This is a genomic window from Sphingopyxis sp. BSN-002, assembly GCF_022024275.1.
Lineage (GTDB): Bacteria > Pseudomonadota > Alphaproteobacteria > Sphingomonadales > Sphingomonadaceae > Sphingopyxis.
Map to the genome: position 1 here is coordinate 2,297,635 of NZ_CP091804.1, position 12,965 is coordinate 2,310,599.

The following is a 12,965-nucleotide window of genomic DNA, read 5'->3' on the forward strand; positions in this document are numbered from 1 at the left end:
CGCGAGCCGGCCGGCCTCCCCCTCCCTGAACGGCCGGCTCGCGTTCGATCCTCTCCAAAACCGATCCAATCGCTCCGCGCGCTTCGCGGGCCGGGGATCCTCGTACCCGAATTCCGGCAACTCCCCTCCCGACAACCCCCAAGCAACAAGGACAAGACAATGACCAACTATCCCATCCGATCGCGCCGCCGGCCCGGCTATGGCAAGGCGCTCACTTTATGGCTGCTCTTTGCCGGCGCTTCGCTGTTTGCGACCGATCATCCGGCAGCTGCCACGACGACCGCGGCGGCAAGCGTCGACGCGCAGGCGTTTCCCCGCGAGTTCAAGGAGGCCGACCTCCGCTTCTGGCTGCACCCCCCGCAGTTCGAAACACTCGCCGGCAACCGCGTGACCGGCCGCGCCGCGGTGTCGGTGCAGATCGGCGAGCGCAAGGGCGCCGACGGCAAGGTCGAGCCTGTGCTCACTTACGGCGTCGTCTGGTTCGAGGCGCGCGTCGAGATCGACAAGACCAGCCGCGAAGCGACGCTGAGCGGCATCGTGGTCAAGCGCGTCAGCTTTCCGACGCAGGCCGCGCAGGAGGCACGCTATCAGGCGGGCATCCAGAAGGCGGCGGCGGGAATGACGCGGCTCGTCAGCCTTGACCAGCTCGAAGCGGCGGTCGCGCTCGGCCAGGCGCGCGTGACCGAAGCGAGCGTCGCGGTCGACAATACGCCGCCCGCGATCGTCTTCGCGTTCGAACCCGCGATCATGGTCCATGTCGATGGCAAGCCGGTGCTCCGCGCGATGAAGGTGCCGGGCGTGCAACGCATCGTCAACACGCGCTCGCTGCTGCTCCAGGCCGGCAACGTCTATTATCTGCGCGTCGGTGGACGCTGGCTGACCGCGACCAGCCTGTCGGGCCGGTGGGTCATCGCCGGCGCGGTGCCGGCGAACGTGACGCAGGCGCTCGCCGAGGCGACCGAGCGCAAGCTCGCCGATCCGATGGACAAACCGTCGGATGACATCGTTGCGGTCCTGAAGGCGGGCAAGGCGCCCGCCATCATGGTGCGCAGCGACGCGGCCGAGCTGATCCCCGTGTCGGGCGAACCGCAGTTTGCGCCGATTGCGGGAACGACGCTTGCCTATGTCGTGAACACTCCGGCCGACGTCTTCGTCGTCGCCAACACGAGCTGGTATGTGCTCGTTTCGGGCCGCTGGTTCACGGCGCCGTCGGCGAAAGGGCCGTGGACCTATGTCGCGCCCGACAAGCTTCCCGCCGACTTCGCACGCATCCCGGCCGACAGCGCCAAGGGGGCTGTACTCGCATCGGTCGCGGGCACGCCCGAGGCACGCGAGGCGCTGATCGCGAACTCGATTCCGCAGACCGCGACGATCAACCGCAAGGAAGCGCGCTTCAACGCGACCTATGACGGCGCACCCGACTTCGTGCTGATTTCGGGGACCTCGCTGACCTATGCGCGCAATGCCGCGGTCCCGGTGATCCGGGTCGACGCTTCGCATTATTATGCGGTCAGCAACGGAATCTGGTTCGTCGCCTCGTCGCCGAAGGGGCCGTGGACCGCCGCGACCAGCGTCGCGCCCGCGATCTACACGATCCCCGCGACCTCGCCGCTCCATTATCTGACCTATGTGCAGGTCTATGGCGCGAACGGCGACAGCGTCCATGTCGGCTACACGCCGGGCTATTATGGCACGGTGTCGACGAGGACCGTCGTCGTTTACGGCACCGGCTATCGTTGCACGCCGTGGGTCGGGTCGGTCTGGTACGGGTGCCCCGGAACCTACGGCACCGGCGCCTATTTCGGTTATGCGCGCACGGTCGGCTGGACCTTCGGCTTCGGCTGGGGCGCCTATCCCTATTACGGCCCGTGGTGGGGCGCCTATTGGCCCGGCTATTATAACGCCGCCTATTGGGGGGCGGGCGCCTACCCGGTCGCGGGGGCATGGAACGTCTATGGCCAGTGGGGCAATGCGGTCGTCTCGGGCACCGCGGCGGCGTGGGCCAACCCCTGGACGGGAAACTATGGCCGTGCGGTCGAGGGCGGCTATTATAACCAGCGCACCGGCGGGCGCGGGGTCGGGCAGGCGGCGGTAAACACCAATGCCTATACCGGCACAACGACCGCCGCTGCGCGCGGCGTGCGCTATAACCCTCAGACGGGGAACGTCGTTGCGAGCGAGGGCGTCGCTGCGTACAACCCCTATACCGGACAGGCGGGCGCAGCGAACCATCGGGAGGTGTACAACACCAACACTGGGCGCCAGACGAGCATGGCCGGCGCGGCCGGCGCCGGACCCGAGGGCGCGGGCGCGGTCGGCGGCTTCTCGACGACGGGTTCGGGCGGCACCACCGTCTCGGGCGTTGGCGGGGTCGCCTACGACCGCGACAGCGGCACGGTCTCGGGCGGCGGTGCGGTCAAGGCCGGCGACAATGTCTACGCCGGGCACGACGGCAACGTCTATCAGAAGACCGACAGCGGCTGGGAACAGGTCGAGCGGAGCGGCAACCGGAATGGCGCCGCCGACAGCAGTCAGCGGCCATCGGGCGCGACGGCTGGTGCTCTCGATCGCGAACAGGCGGCGCGAAACCGGGGCTTCGACGGAAGCGGCAGTCAGCGGCCCGTCCGCGGCGGTTCCGGCGAGCGCTTCTCCGGCGGAAACCGCCCTTCGATGACCCGTGGCACCGGCATCGTCCCGCGTAGCGGCGGCGCCCCGAAGGGCGGGGGCCGGCGACCGCGCGGCTGAGGCAGGCTGCGCAGCGGTCCTTATCGGCGCAAGCCGGCCGGCGTCCTCCGGGCTGGCCGGCTTGCGTCCGATGGTTCGTGCGATGACCGATGACCGGATATCGTTCCGGGCATCGGCTCACCAGCCCGATCCGCGAATGTTAAGATTAAGTGATATTCGCCAATTGCGGCGCGCCGTGGCGCCGCCGGATGCGGAATAGCCGGTTTTGCTACAGTTTGCGTGTCCCGACCGTGGCAATGTAGCGCCACTTTAGGGTAACATGATACGTGAATCACGCTTCCACGTAACTTGATTTAGACATCCGATGGTCTATGCCGAGCGCGTGCAGGGTGACCCAGACAATTACATCAGTCTCCTTTCGGCCGCGCAAATTGAAACGCTGCGGCTGGTTTTTGAGCACAAAAATTCCAAGGAAATCGCTCGCATTATGGATGTTTCCCCCCATACGGTGGACGAACGGGTGCGGCGAGCCCTGAAAAAGCTGAATGTTTCCAACAGAGTAGAGGCTGCGACGATCCTCGCCCGTAACGGTGTATTCGACCAGGTTACTCCTTATCAGCCTTTGACATATCAATTGTTCGACCTAGGCGACCCTCCCCAAGCCGCGGATGCCGGTGCGGGGCACAGTTCGACACGGCGGCTTTTCGATATAGGCACTCCGTTTCCTACCGCGTCCCAGCCGGCCAACCGGCATGGGTTGATGGAAAGGATCATCTGGCCAATTCTGATCGCCTTTGCGACCATTTTGGCTTTTTCCGCTCTCTACTCGATCCTTGTCGGACTTGGTCGTGTTCTGACCTGAATGCTGCGGGGGGGTTCCGTCGGCATTCGTTTGCAAGGACCAAAGTCATGTTGAACGAAAGACTCTCCGCAGCGAAAAAGATCGCCTCCGAGCTCCATCAGGCCGAAGACGCGATCGATGAAGCCATGATCCGTATCGCCCAGCTGGCCGCAACGCTGCCCGCCGCGCGCCGCGACATCAACATGTCGGCGATCGTCGGCCAGGAAGCGCTGGCGAAGGTTGCGCATGCGCTGGCAGCCGCTGGCGAAGTGCGCCAGCTTCTCACCGATGCGCACATCTCGCTCACCGTCACGCAAAAGCAGGTCGGTCTCGGAACGCGCATGTTCGGCGCAGGCGTGAAGCCTCCCGAACCGTCGGGCCGTTTCGACGATGGCAGCAACGACGCCGCCGGCGCCGAGGTCATGCACCTCTCGCTCGCCAAGGCATCGTAAGCGCGGACGCGTCATGTGGACCGTAGCGACATATTATGGGGTATTGCTGCTCACTGTAGCGGTCGCGATGTGGCGCGGCGGCTATATGGAACGGTGGGCAGCCTATACCGCCTTGCTCGCTTCGGTCTGCACCACCGTCCTGGCACCTGCTCCGGATTGGTCGCATATTGAATATAGTATCTTCGCAATCGACATCATCGCACTTGCGAGCTTCTGGTTCATCGCACTGAAAACACAGCGTTTCTGGCCCTACTGGATTACCGGTTGGCAATTGATCGCAATTTTCGGGCACCTCCAGAAGCTGATGTTTTCGGAGATATTGGCGCGTCCCTACGCGCTGCTTTCAATGTATATATCCTACCCGATCCTTTTTGTGATCCTTTATGCATCGGGTTCGACCAAACGGACGGGGAATGCCGGGGCTTGATGAAGAACGCCCGAAGGGTTTCATCACATGCAGCAATTCTCGAACCAGGAAATTGCCGATATCAAGTCGCGGATCGACCAGATCCACGATCTTCTCGCCAAGGGCGGTGAAGATCAGCTGGTCGCAACCTCCGCGGCTTTCGGCCTCCCTGCCGAAACCGCGCCGCCGCGGCTGGTGGATCAGCTTGCGCTCAGCATCCAGGTCCGGCGCATGCGTCGCAGCCATTTCGGCACCGCGCAGATGTCGGGTCCCGTATGGGACATGATGCTCGACCTCATGCTCGCCAACGCCAACGGCCGCACGCTGAGCGCGAGCGACCTTGCGACGGGCGCAGGCGTGCCGCTGTCGTCGGGGCTCAGGATGATCGCCTCGCTCGAGGGGGCAGGCCTCGTCAAGCGCTCGATCGACGAACGCGACCGACGCCGTTCGATCGTCCGGCTGACCGATGCCGGTACCGAGCGCATGGCAAGCTATTTCGAAAAATTCGGCGCAGCGATGCGCAGCGGCTATAACCGGGCCGCCTGACAGCAAGCCTGTCGAGCCGGCGAGACCAGCCGCCGGTCCCTAGTCAGTCATGTCGCGCATCATGCGATCGATCTTGACCATCGCATCGCGCTTGATCTGGCAAACACGCGCCGCACTGACATCGAGCGCCAGGCCGATCTCCTGCAAATTCAGTTCCTCGAAGAAATAGAGCTGCAGCACCATCTGCTCGCGCTCGCCCAGCCGCGTGACGCAGACGCGCAGCGCTTCCATCAGGCTTTCCTGTTCCAGCGCCTCGCCCGCACCGATCCGCTCGTCGGCAAAGAGAAAGCTCCCCTCGTCGACCAGCTCGTCGAGCGAGGTCGAGCGGCCGTGCGTCGCGCTCTTCTCGAACGCGAAATAATCCTCGGCCGACATGTCGAGCGCGGTCGCCATTTCGGATGCCGACGGGGCGCGGCGCAATTGCTGTTCCAGCGTCGCGCGCGTCTGCTGGATCTGGCGCGCCGCCGCCATCGCCGATCGGCCGACATCGGCTTCGCGCCGCTGCTGGTCGATCATCGCCCCGCGAATGCGGGTCGTGGCGTAGGTGGCGAAAGCGAAGCCGCGTTCCTCATAGGTCCGGCTCGCCTCGATCAGGGCCATCAGACCGACCTGGATCATATCCTCGAGGTCGCTGGTGCGCGAAACGCGCGAATGAACCTGCCATGCGATCTTCCGGACGAGCGGCGCATATTCCGCGATCAGCGCTTCGGCGCTTTCGCCATAGCCATGCAGGCGCGGCGCGCGACCGCCGGCTCCGAACTGGTCGGGGCGCTCAATATTCATGGGGCTCGTCCTTCATCTGGGCATCTTCGCCGCCGGTCAGGCGCGGCATTTCGGCGCCGATCGTCGCGACGATCTCGGTGGCCTTGTTCGCGGGGATTTCGAGGTAGGAAATGACGGCGACTTCGGGGAAGGTCGCGCGCACCAGCCGCGACAGCGCCGAACGGCACAGCGGCGAGGCGACGAGCGCGAAGCTCCGCGTCGAGAGCAGGAGGGGCTCCACCGCCCCGCCGATCTGTTCGATGATCTTCATCGCCATGCCATGCTCGAACGGCCACTCGGCGCCGGGGTTGGCGCGTACCGCCTGATTGAGCAGCACCTCGATCTCGGGCGCGAAGGTGACGACGGGCAGCGGCATGCGGGTGGGCACGATCGTCTGGATGATCAGTGCGCCGATGCGCTGGCGCACCGCCTCGATCAGGTCGTTGTCGCCGAGCTGCTGCCCCGCGAGACCGACCATCGCCTCGGCGATCTTGCGGAAGTCACGCAGCGGGACCCGCTCGACGAGCAGCGCCTTGCACAACGCCGCGACCCGCGGCAGCGGATAGCCCTGCGGGCTCAGGCTCTGCGCGAGCTGGGGATATTGCGTCTTGAGATTGTCGATCAGCGCCTGGGCATCGTCGAGGCCGAAGAGTTCGTACGCCGATCCGATGATGCTGTTGTTGAGATGCGTCGCAACGACAGTCGCCGGGTCGACCACCGTATAGCCTGCCGCGATCGCGTCGTTCTGGGACGATTTGGGAATCCACAGCGCGTCGAGGCCGAAAGTCGGGTCCTTGCACGCCCGGCCGGTGACCTTGGTGACTAGATCGCCCGAATCGAGCGCGAGCATTTCATTGGGATAGACCTCGTCCTCGCCGACGATCACGCCGGCGACCGAGATGCGATACACATTGCCCGGCAGCGACAGGTCGTCGGTGACCTTCACCGGCGGAACGACGAAGCCGAGTTCCTTCGACAGCTGACGGCGAATGCCGGTGATCCGCGTCATCAGCGGCGCACCCTTGCGTTCGTCGACGAGCGCGACGAGCGCATAGCCGATCTCGAGCTGGCAGGGGCTGACGTCGCTGACATCCGACCATTCGATGTGGTGCGGGTCGGCGACGGGCGCGGGCGGCGGCGGCGCGACCTCGGCGAGTTTTTCGGCCTTGCGGAGTTGCCAGCCAATGCCCCCGGCGATGGCCGCGGCGGGCAGGATGAGCATCTGCGGCATCGCAGGGACGAGTCCGAGCACGAACAACACACCGGCAACTGCCATCCAGACATGCGGCGACGCGAACTGGCTGCCGATCTGGCCCGACAGGTCGTGCGGCGAGGAAACGCGGGTGACGATCGCGGCGGCAGCGATAGAGAGCAGGAGCGCGGGGATCTGCGCGACGAGCGCGTCGCCGATCGCGAGCGTGACATAGGTGCTGCCGGCTTCCGAGAAGGACAGCCCGTGGCTGAACATGCCGAGGATCAGCCCGCCGACGATATTGACGAACAGGATCAGCAGGCCGGCGACCGCGTCGCCCTTCACGAACTTCGAGGCGCCGTCCATCGAGCCGTAGAAATCGGCTTCGGTCGCGACTTCCTGACGGCGTGCCTTGGCTTCGTCGGGGGTGAGCAGGCCGGCATTGAGATCGGCGTCGATCGCCATCTGCTTGCCGGGAAGGGCGTCGAGGGTGAAACGCGCCGATACTTCGGACACACGCCCTGCGCCCTTGGTGATCACGACCAGGTTGATGATCATCAGCACGAAAAAGACGAACAGGCCTACGACATAGTCGCCGCCGATCAGCACCTTGCCGAACGCCTCGATGACATGCCCCGCCGAGGCGGTGCCCTCGTGCCCGTGGACGAGCACGACGCGCGTCGATGCGACGTTCAGCGACAGGCGGAACAGCGTCGCGAGCAGCAGCACGGTCGGGAAGGACGAGAAATCGAGCGGCTTTGACGCCTGCATCGCGACCATCAGGACCAGCAGGCTGATCATGATGTTGGCGACGAAGCTGATGTCGAGGATGATCGGCGATACGGGGATCACCATCAACGCGACGAGAATCAGCATCGCCGCGGGAAGTGCCGCGGCCCCGGCGAGGCGGGTCCAGTTGCCGAACTTCAGGCCGCCGATCATGCGGTGCCTCCCGACAGCGAGGCGAGGCGGCGATACGCGCTCGCGGCGAAGTCCATCGACAGTTTCTTCGGCATGGGCTGGATATCCATCATCGGGAGCGGCGGGCGTCCGCCGCTGCTGGCGCCGCTTGCGCTCGCCATCTGCATGCGCCAGCCGGGCGTCTGGGCGGGCACGCCGGGCATGATGCCGGGGCCGCCGTCCTGATCGAGCTTGGCGCGGAAAAATTCGCGGATTTCGCCGAGGCTGCGCATGCTGCCGTCGGCGTTGTAGAAGACCGGGCGGTTGGCCGCCGCGGCGTCGGGCATCATCGTGGCACCCGCCTGATCGGGATTCTGGCCCCAGGCGGTCAGGAAGCGCGCGGCGCCCGCCGATCCCAGGAAATGGCCGAGGTAGAGATCGACCGGCTCGGCAGCGCGGCCGATGCGGCTTTCGATATAGTCCTGATTGTCCGATGTCAGCGCTGCGGCCATGTTCGATGCCGCGACGGGATCGTCACGCAGGCCGAGAATCTGTTCGCGCAGCATCGGATCGGCGACGCTGAGGCGTCCCGACGCATCCTGTCCGATCGCATTCGCCGCCCAGCCGAGGCCATGGTCGGCGCCGTGGCGACGCAAGGTCGCAAGCCAGGTCTGCCTGGTGAACTGATAGAGGCCGCGCGCCGAAGAGGTCGGCGCCTTGGCGGTCGGGTTGAAGCGGCTTTCGACCCGCGCGACGTCAACCAGATAGTCGAAGTCGACCCCGGTGCGCGCCGATGCATTCTGGACCGCATCCAGGACGGGGACGGCGCCGGGCGCCGGTGTCAGAGAAGGGTTGATCGAATTCATGCAATGGGTTCCGCTTGTTCGGAGAACCAAAAGCAATCATCGTGCCATTTCCTGAAAACCTGTCAGAAAATATATATTTTCAGTAACTTAGGGCGAGTCCCCGATACTGGGTGCCGCGGATCTGGTGGTTCGCGTCAATCCTCTGACGCGTCCAGTCCTTGAGAATGTTGATCCGGATTGCGGCCGCCTCGAGCTGTGCGAGCGTCTGCGTGATCAGCGTGCGCGCCTGCGCCTCGCCCCCGTCGGGAACGCCTGCCCCGCGAAACAGGATGACCGCGGTCGCCAGCTCTTCGGTCGCCGCGATGATCGCGCCGGCGTCCTGCCCGTCGAGCGCGCCGACGAGCAGATCGAGCTTCGCCTGGATATTCGTCATCGGCATTATTCGCTGCGCCCCTGGGCATAGCGCAGCATGGCCAGCGCAATATTCTTGGCATCGGCCGAATAGGTGCCTTCGGCAATGGCGGTGCGCAGCGATGCGACGCGCGCGGAATCGACCGGCGGCGCCTGCGCCGCGAGGTCGGCCGCAAGGCGGATCAGTTTGGCACCGGGCACGGTGGTGGATGCCGCCGTGCGGGCAGCGCCATCCGCGTCCGCGCCGCCTCCGATCTTGCGCACGGGAGCGGTGCGGATGATACCGCCAACCGGCCCGATCTTGCTGTCTCCCGACATAGCTGCCTCCATTTGCCCCGCCCGAAAGTCCGGCGGAAACGTCTCGACAGGGTTTAACGGCGGGGGTCGCGGGAGATTAAGGGCGGGTTACCGAAAAAATGCAAAAAGAAACCCGGCGGTGTCGGAAAGCCGACGCCGCCGGGCCAGTGGGGCTTAACCCGGAAGGTCTTCAGTCCATCAGGCGCGCACGGCCGGGGCCGGTGACGACGGCGCTCATCAGATTTTTCGGATCGTTTCCGCGCAGCGCGATCGTTTCGCCGACGCGCCCGTCTTGCGCCGCGGTTGCGGAATAGCTGACGGAGAAGCTTTCGGTTTCGATCGACACCCGAACGGCGTCGCCGCGGCGGATCGCCGGCGCCGAGGAAGGCGCGGCAAAGCCGGCGGCTGCCGGCGCTGCATTGGCCGGGCCGGTCATCGGCACGCGCAGGCGCCAGCCGAGCGAGGCGCAGCGCACCGCGAGCGTCTGGGCGTCGACCATGGTGACCGAAGCCTGTTCGGGGCACCGCGCCAGTTTGATGCGGCGATCGATCGGGGTCGCGGTGCGGCCCGTCGCGTTTGCGACCATCTGCGTCAGCGTATCGATCGTGGCCCAGTCCTCGGTTGCCTGCTGGGCACCGGCGGCGGGAATGGCGATCAGGCTGGCTGCGATGCAGGCGGCAATCTTGCGGTTCATGACTGAAATCCTCGTTGGTCCGATATTGCCCGATCAATTTGCATGATGCGTGCCAGTCGCGCTTTGCTGCGGCTTTGCGCGGATGGCGGCCCGGGCACGTCAATCTTTTGACGAGCGGCCGGGGCGGGGCCGGACGGCGCGGGACGCGTCGGAACCAAACAACTGATAATCAACATTAAATCAGATTTGGCACGCGGATTGCATAATGCCTTGGTGTTTTTCCGCGCGTCCGGGCCAGTCCGGCCCTGACCCCGGCGAAAGGATTTGATGATGGCAACCGAGAAGCTCTTTGGCCTGCACGCGACGGCGCTTCAGCTGCGCAGCCAGCGCATGATGATGCTCGCGTCGAACATCGCCAATGCCGCGACGCCCAACTACAAGGCGCGCGACCTCGATTTTTCGAAGGCGCTCGACCTTGCGAGCCAGGGCGCCTCGACCAGCGGCGCGATCGAAGGCGCAACCGCCTATCGCGTGCCCGTCCAGCCCTCGCTCGACGGCAATACCGTCGAAATGTCGACCGAACAGACCGCCTATGCGGAGAATGCGCTCGCCTACCGGTCGAGCCTCGCCTTCCTCAACGGCCGCATCAGCACGCTGTCGCGCGCGATCAAGGGCGAATGATCATGAACGGCAATTTCTCCGTCTTCGACATCAGCGGGCGTGCCATGTCGGCGCAGCTCGTGCGATTGAACACCACCGCGTCGAACCTTGCCAACGCCGGCACGGTCGCGGGCAGCGAGAAGGAAGCCTTCCGCTCGCTGAAGCCCGTGTTCCGCACCGTGATGGATGCCCAGGGACGCGCGACCGTGCAGGTCGACCAGGTCACGTCAACCAGGATGGCGCCGGCAAAGCGCTACGACCCGTCGAACCCGCTCGCCGACAAGGACGGCAATGTGTGGGAGGCCGCGGTCGATAGCGCCGCCGAGCTGGTCGAGATGGTCGAGACCGCACGCCAGTATCAGAACAACGTCCAGGTCCTCGAAACCGCAAAGGGCCTGATCAACGAAACTCTGCGGTTGGGACAATAATCATGGCCGTCGATTCCATCGGTTCGCAATATCAGAACTACACGCCAACCCAGCTGAAAGGTCAGCAGCTCGACCAGAAGGATTTTCTGCGTCTGATGACCGCGCAGCTGTCGGCACAGGATCCGTTCAACCCCGTCGACAATCAGGAGATGGTTGCGCAGATGGCGCAATTCTCCAGCCTTGCCGGCGTCAGCGAAACCAACACCACGCTGAAGAGCATTTCGGAGCAGCTCGCGGCGCAGACCGCGCTGCTCAAGGACATCAAGGCCGCGCAGACCGCGCAGACGCCGACCACCCCGACCACCTAATCATCACGCAGGAAGGATCAAATCCATGTCGTTCTATACTTCTCTTTCGGGCCTCAAGGGCGCCCAGACCGACATGTCGGTCATTTCGAACAATATCGCCAACGCCAACTCGATCGGCTTTAAGCGCAGCAAGGCGCAGTTCGGCGACATCTTCGCCTCTTCGCCGACGCAGTCGACGAAAACCGTCGCGGGCCAGGGCCAGCGCCTGATCGGCATCACCCAGCAGTTCACGCAGGGGTCGTATGAAACGAGCGAGAAGACGCTCGACCTCGCGATCGTCGGCGAGGGCATGTTCATCGTGAAGGGCGAGCCGCCGCGCGAGCAGGTCAGCTATACGCGCAACGGCGCTTTCTCGCCGCTGCCTGACGGCACGGTGGTCGACTCGACCGGCCAGAAGCTCCAGCTGCTGCCGGTCGACGCCAACGGCAATGTCACCGACCGCACGCTCGCGGGCGCGTTCGACTTCGTGCTGCCCGACGGCGCGCCGAGCGATCCGACGGCGTCGCTGATCAACGTTTCGGTCGATCTCGACGGCCTCGTCACCGCGACCTACGCCAATGGCGAGGACCAGGTGCTCGGCAAGGTCGCGATGGCGACTTTCCCCGCGATGGAAGGGCTTCGCCCGATCGGCGACGCGCACTGGCAGTCGACCGGCGAGAGCGGTGATCCGACGATCGATGCCGCAACCAACGGCCCGATGGGTACCGTCCGTTCGGGCACGCTCGAACGTTCGAACGTCGATATCACCGAGGAACTGGTCATGCTGATCGCCGCCCAGCGCAACTTCCAGGCGAATGCCAAGGCGATCGAGGGCGCGTCGACGCTGACCCAGACCGTCATCAACATGCGCACCTAAGACCGCGCGATCAGCCGCCTGCCGGGAGTATCCAGATGGACCGTCTCATCTATACCAGCCTCACCGCGATGCGGGGCAGCATGTCCCGGCAGACGGCGATCGCGAACAATCTCGCCAATGCCCAGACGCCGGGCTTTCGCGCCGACATGGCCGAGGCACAGTCGCTCTGGCTCAACGGCAGCGGTTTCGAATCGCGCGCGCTGTCTTCGGAAGAGGTGCTCGGCGCCGACATGAAGGCCGGCACCGTCATCGCGACCGGCCGCGACCTCGACGTCGCGGTGCAGGGCGATGCGATGCTGGTCGTGCAGGCGAAGAATGGCGAGGAAGCCTATACCCGCCGCGGCGACCTGCAACTGTCGCCCAGCGGGCTTCTGACCACCGGCGACGGCAGCCCCGTCCAGGGCGCGCAGGGCCCGATCACCATCCCCCCCGCCGACTCGATCAGCATCGATGTCGACGGCCGCGTCTGGATCGTTCCGACCGGCGGCGATCCGCAGAACCCGCAGGAGGTCGACCGGCTGCGGCTGGCGACCCCGACCGGGTCGGACGTCGTCAAGGGCCTCGACGGCCTGTTCCGCGTCAAGGGCGGCGGGATCCTTCCCGACGATCCCGAAGCGCGTCTCGTTACCCGCTCGATCGAAGGATCGAACGTCGCCGCTACCACCGCGCTCGTCGAGATGATCGAGGCGAGCCGGAGCTGGGATACGCAGCTCAAGATGATCACCGACGCGCGCGACATGGACAGCGCGACGGCGAACCTGATGCAGCTGCCCCGTTAAGG

Annotated in this window: 16 protein-coding genes; 10 read left to right on the forward strand and 6 right to left on the reverse strand. The window is 65.2% G+C overall.

Annotated elements, in window-relative coordinates; genetic code table 11:
* Positions 1 to 159: 159 nt before the first annotated feature.
* The 5 genes from L7H23_RS11315 (at position 160) to L7H23_RS11335 (ending at position 4,930) form a co-directional block, all read left to right on the forward strand.
* Positions 160 to 2,745: a hypothetical protein gene (locus L7H23_RS11315; RefSeq protein WP_237835973.1), complete on the forward strand. Its 2,586-nt coding sequence runs from the start codon at positions 160 to 162 to the stop codon at positions 2,743 to 2,745.
* 304 nt (positions 2,746 to 3,049) lie between these two features.
* Positions 3,050 to 3,547 carry a helix-turn-helix transcriptional regulator gene (locus L7H23_RS11320; RefSeq protein ID WP_237835974.1) on the forward strand — a complete coding sequence of 166 codons (498 nt, stop codon included), beginning with the start codon at positions 3,050 to 3,052 and terminating at the stop codon, positions 3,545 to 3,547.
* Between the two features lie 47 nt (positions 3,548 to 3,594).
* Complete coding sequence (locus L7H23_RS11325; RefSeq protein ID WP_237835975.1) at positions 3,595 to 3,978, forward strand: hypothetical protein; 384 nt, start codon at positions 3,595 to 3,597, stop codon at positions 3,976 to 3,978.
* Between the two features lie 43 nt (positions 3,979 to 4,021).
* The gene (locus L7H23_RS11330) at positions 4,022 to 4,405 is read left to right on the forward strand and encodes a hypothetical protein (RefSeq protein ID WP_237835976.1); all 384 of its coding nucleotides are present in this window, start codon (positions 4,022 to 4,024) and stop codon (positions 4,403 to 4,405) included.
* Between the two features lie 27 nt (positions 4,406 to 4,432).
* Entirely contained in the window at positions 4,433 to 4,930 is a 498-nt protein-coding gene (locus L7H23_RS11335; protein ID WP_237835977.1) for a winged helix DNA-binding protein, read from the forward strand.
* A 39-nt stretch (positions 4,931 to 4,969) separates the two neighbouring features.
* Here L7H23_RS11335 and L7H23_RS11340 read toward each other — a convergent pair whose 3' ends face one another.
* From L7H23_RS11340 to L7H23_RS11365, 6 genes are all read right to left on the reverse strand, one after another.
* Positions 4,970 to 5,713, reverse strand: coding sequence for a FliA/WhiG family RNA polymerase sigma factor (locus L7H23_RS11340; protein ID WP_237835978.1), 744 nt, complete (start codon positions 5,711 to 5,713; stop codon positions 4,970 to 4,972).
* Positions 5,703 to 7,826 (reverse strand): flagellar biosynthesis protein FlhA, encoded by a 2,124-nt coding sequence (flhA, locus tag L7H23_RS11345; protein ID WP_237835979.1) that lies wholly within the window; start codon positions 7,824 to 7,826, stop codon positions 5,703 to 5,705. Before flhA ends, L7H23_RS11340 begins: the two co-directional genes overlap by 11 nt.
* Positions 7,823 to 8,650: a transglycosylase SLT domain-containing protein gene (locus tag L7H23_RS11350; RefSeq protein WP_237835980.1), complete on the reverse strand. Its 828-nt coding sequence runs from the start codon at positions 8,648 to 8,650 to the stop codon at positions 7,823 to 7,825. The genes flhA and L7H23_RS11350 overlap by 4 nt, the downstream gene beginning before the upstream one ends.
* A 79-nt stretch (positions 8,651 to 8,729) precedes the next feature.
* On the reverse strand, positions 8,730 to 9,023 hold the full coding sequence (locus L7H23_RS11355; protein ID WP_237835981.1) for a hypothetical protein: 294 nt from the start codon (positions 9,021 to 9,023) through the stop codon (positions 8,730 to 8,732).
* Between the two features lie 5 nt (positions 9,024 to 9,028).
* Positions 9,029 to 9,319: a flagellar biosynthesis anti-sigma factor FlgM gene (gene flgM, locus L7H23_RS11360; protein WP_237835982.1), complete on the reverse strand. Its 291-nt coding sequence runs from the start codon at positions 9,317 to 9,319 to the stop codon at positions 9,029 to 9,031.
* A gap of 169 nt (positions 9,320 to 9,488) precedes the next feature.
* Entirely contained in the window at positions 9,489 to 9,992 is a 504-nt protein-coding gene (locus L7H23_RS11365) for a flagella basal body P-ring formation protein FlgA (protein ID WP_237835983.1), read from the reverse strand.
* 267 nt (positions 9,993 to 10,259) lie between these two features.
* Here L7H23_RS11365 and flgB point away from each other — a divergent pair, with 267 nt between their 5' ends.
* Genes flgB through L7H23_RS11390 form a run of 5 tightly spaced genes read left to right on the forward strand, consistent with a single transcriptional unit; the run spans position 10,260 to position 12,963 of the window.
* A complete protein-coding gene (gene flgB / locus L7H23_RS11370) occupies positions 10,260 to 10,613 on the forward strand; it encodes a flagellar basal body rod protein FlgB (RefSeq protein ID WP_237835984.1) in 354 nt (117 codons plus the stop codon).
* Positions 10,610 to 11,020 (forward strand): flagellar basal body rod protein FlgC, encoded by a 411-nt coding sequence (flgC, locus tag L7H23_RS11375; protein ID WP_237835985.1) that lies wholly within the window; start codon positions 10,610 to 10,612, stop codon positions 11,018 to 11,020. Before flgB ends, flgC begins: the two co-directional genes overlap by 4 nt.
* A 2-nt stretch (positions 11,021 to 11,022) precedes the next feature.
* On the forward strand, positions 11,023 to 11,328 hold the full coding sequence (locus L7H23_RS11380; RefSeq protein ID WP_237835986.1) for a flagellar hook capping FlgD N-terminal domain-containing protein: 306 nt from the start codon (positions 11,023 to 11,025) through the stop codon (positions 11,326 to 11,328).
* Between the two features lie 25 nt (positions 11,329 to 11,353).
* Positions 11,354 to 12,184: a flagellar hook-basal body complex protein gene (locus L7H23_RS11385; protein ID WP_237835987.1), complete on the forward strand. Its 831-nt coding sequence runs from the start codon at positions 11,354 to 11,356 to the stop codon at positions 12,182 to 12,184.
* Between the two features lie 35 nt (positions 12,185 to 12,219).
* A complete protein-coding gene (locus L7H23_RS11390; protein WP_237835988.1) occupies positions 12,220 to 12,963 on the forward strand; it encodes a flagellar basal body rod protein FlgF in 744 nt (247 codons plus the stop codon).
* The last annotated feature ends 2 nt before the right edge of the window (positions 12,964 to 12,965 follow it).

Excerpts from the sequence above, each read along its gene's own strand:
- L7H23_RS11335 (WP_237835977.1), top strand. The coding sequence starts at position 4,433 with ATGCAGCAATTCTCGAACCAGGAAATTGCCGATATCAAGTCGCGGATC.
- L7H23_RS11315 (WP_237835973.1), top strand. The coding sequence starts at position 160 with ATGACCAACTATCCCATCCGATCGCGCCGCCGGCCCGGCTATGGCAAG.
- L7H23_RS11380 (WP_237835986.1), top strand. The coding sequence starts at position 11,023 with ATGGCCGTCGATTCCATCGGTTCGCAATATCAGAACTACACGCCAACC.
- flhA (WP_237835979.1), bottom strand. The coding sequence starts at position 7,826 with ATGATCGGCGGCCTGAAGTTCGGCAACTGGACCCGCCTCGCCGGGGCC.
- L7H23_RS11325 (WP_237835975.1), top strand. The coding sequence starts at position 3,595 with ATGTTGAACGAAAGACTCTCCGCAGCGAAAAAGATCGCCTCCGAGCTC.
- flgB (WP_237835984.1), top strand. The coding sequence starts at position 10,260 with ATGATGGCAACCGAGAAGCTCTTTGGCCTGCACGCGACGGCGCTTCAG.
- flgC (WP_237835985.1), top strand. The coding sequence starts at position 10,610 with ATGATCATGAACGGCAATTTCTCCGTCTTCGACATCAGCGGGCGTGCC.
- L7H23_RS11355 (WP_237835981.1), bottom strand. The coding sequence starts at position 9,023 with ATGACGAATATCCAGGCGAAGCTCGATCTGCTCGTCGGCGCGCTCGAC.
- L7H23_RS11385 (WP_237835987.1), top strand. The coding sequence starts at position 11,354 with ATGTCGTTCTATACTTCTCTTTCGGGCCTCAAGGGCGCCCAGACCGAC.
- L7H23_RS11340 (WP_237835978.1), bottom strand. The coding sequence starts at position 5,713 with ATGAATATTGAGCGCCCCGACCAGTTCGGAGCCGGCGGTCGCGCGCCG.
- flgM (WP_237835982.1), bottom strand. The coding sequence starts at position 9,319 with ATGTCGGGAGACAGCAAGATCGGGCCGGTTGGCGGTATCATCCGCACC.
- L7H23_RS11350 (WP_237835980.1), bottom strand. The coding sequence starts at position 8,650 with ATGAATTCGATCAACCCTTCTCTGACACCGGCGCCCGGCGCCGTCCCC.
- L7H23_RS11320 (WP_237835974.1), top strand. The coding sequence starts at position 3,050 with ATGGTCTATGCCGAGCGCGTGCAGGGTGACCCAGACAATTACATCAGT.
- L7H23_RS11390 (WP_237835988.1), top strand. The coding sequence starts at position 12,220 with ATGGACCGTCTCATCTATACCAGCCTCACCGCGATGCGGGGCAGCATG.
- L7H23_RS11365 (WP_237835983.1), bottom strand. The coding sequence starts at position 9,992 with ATGAACCGCAAGATTGCCGCCTGCATCGCAGCCAGCCTGATCGCCATT.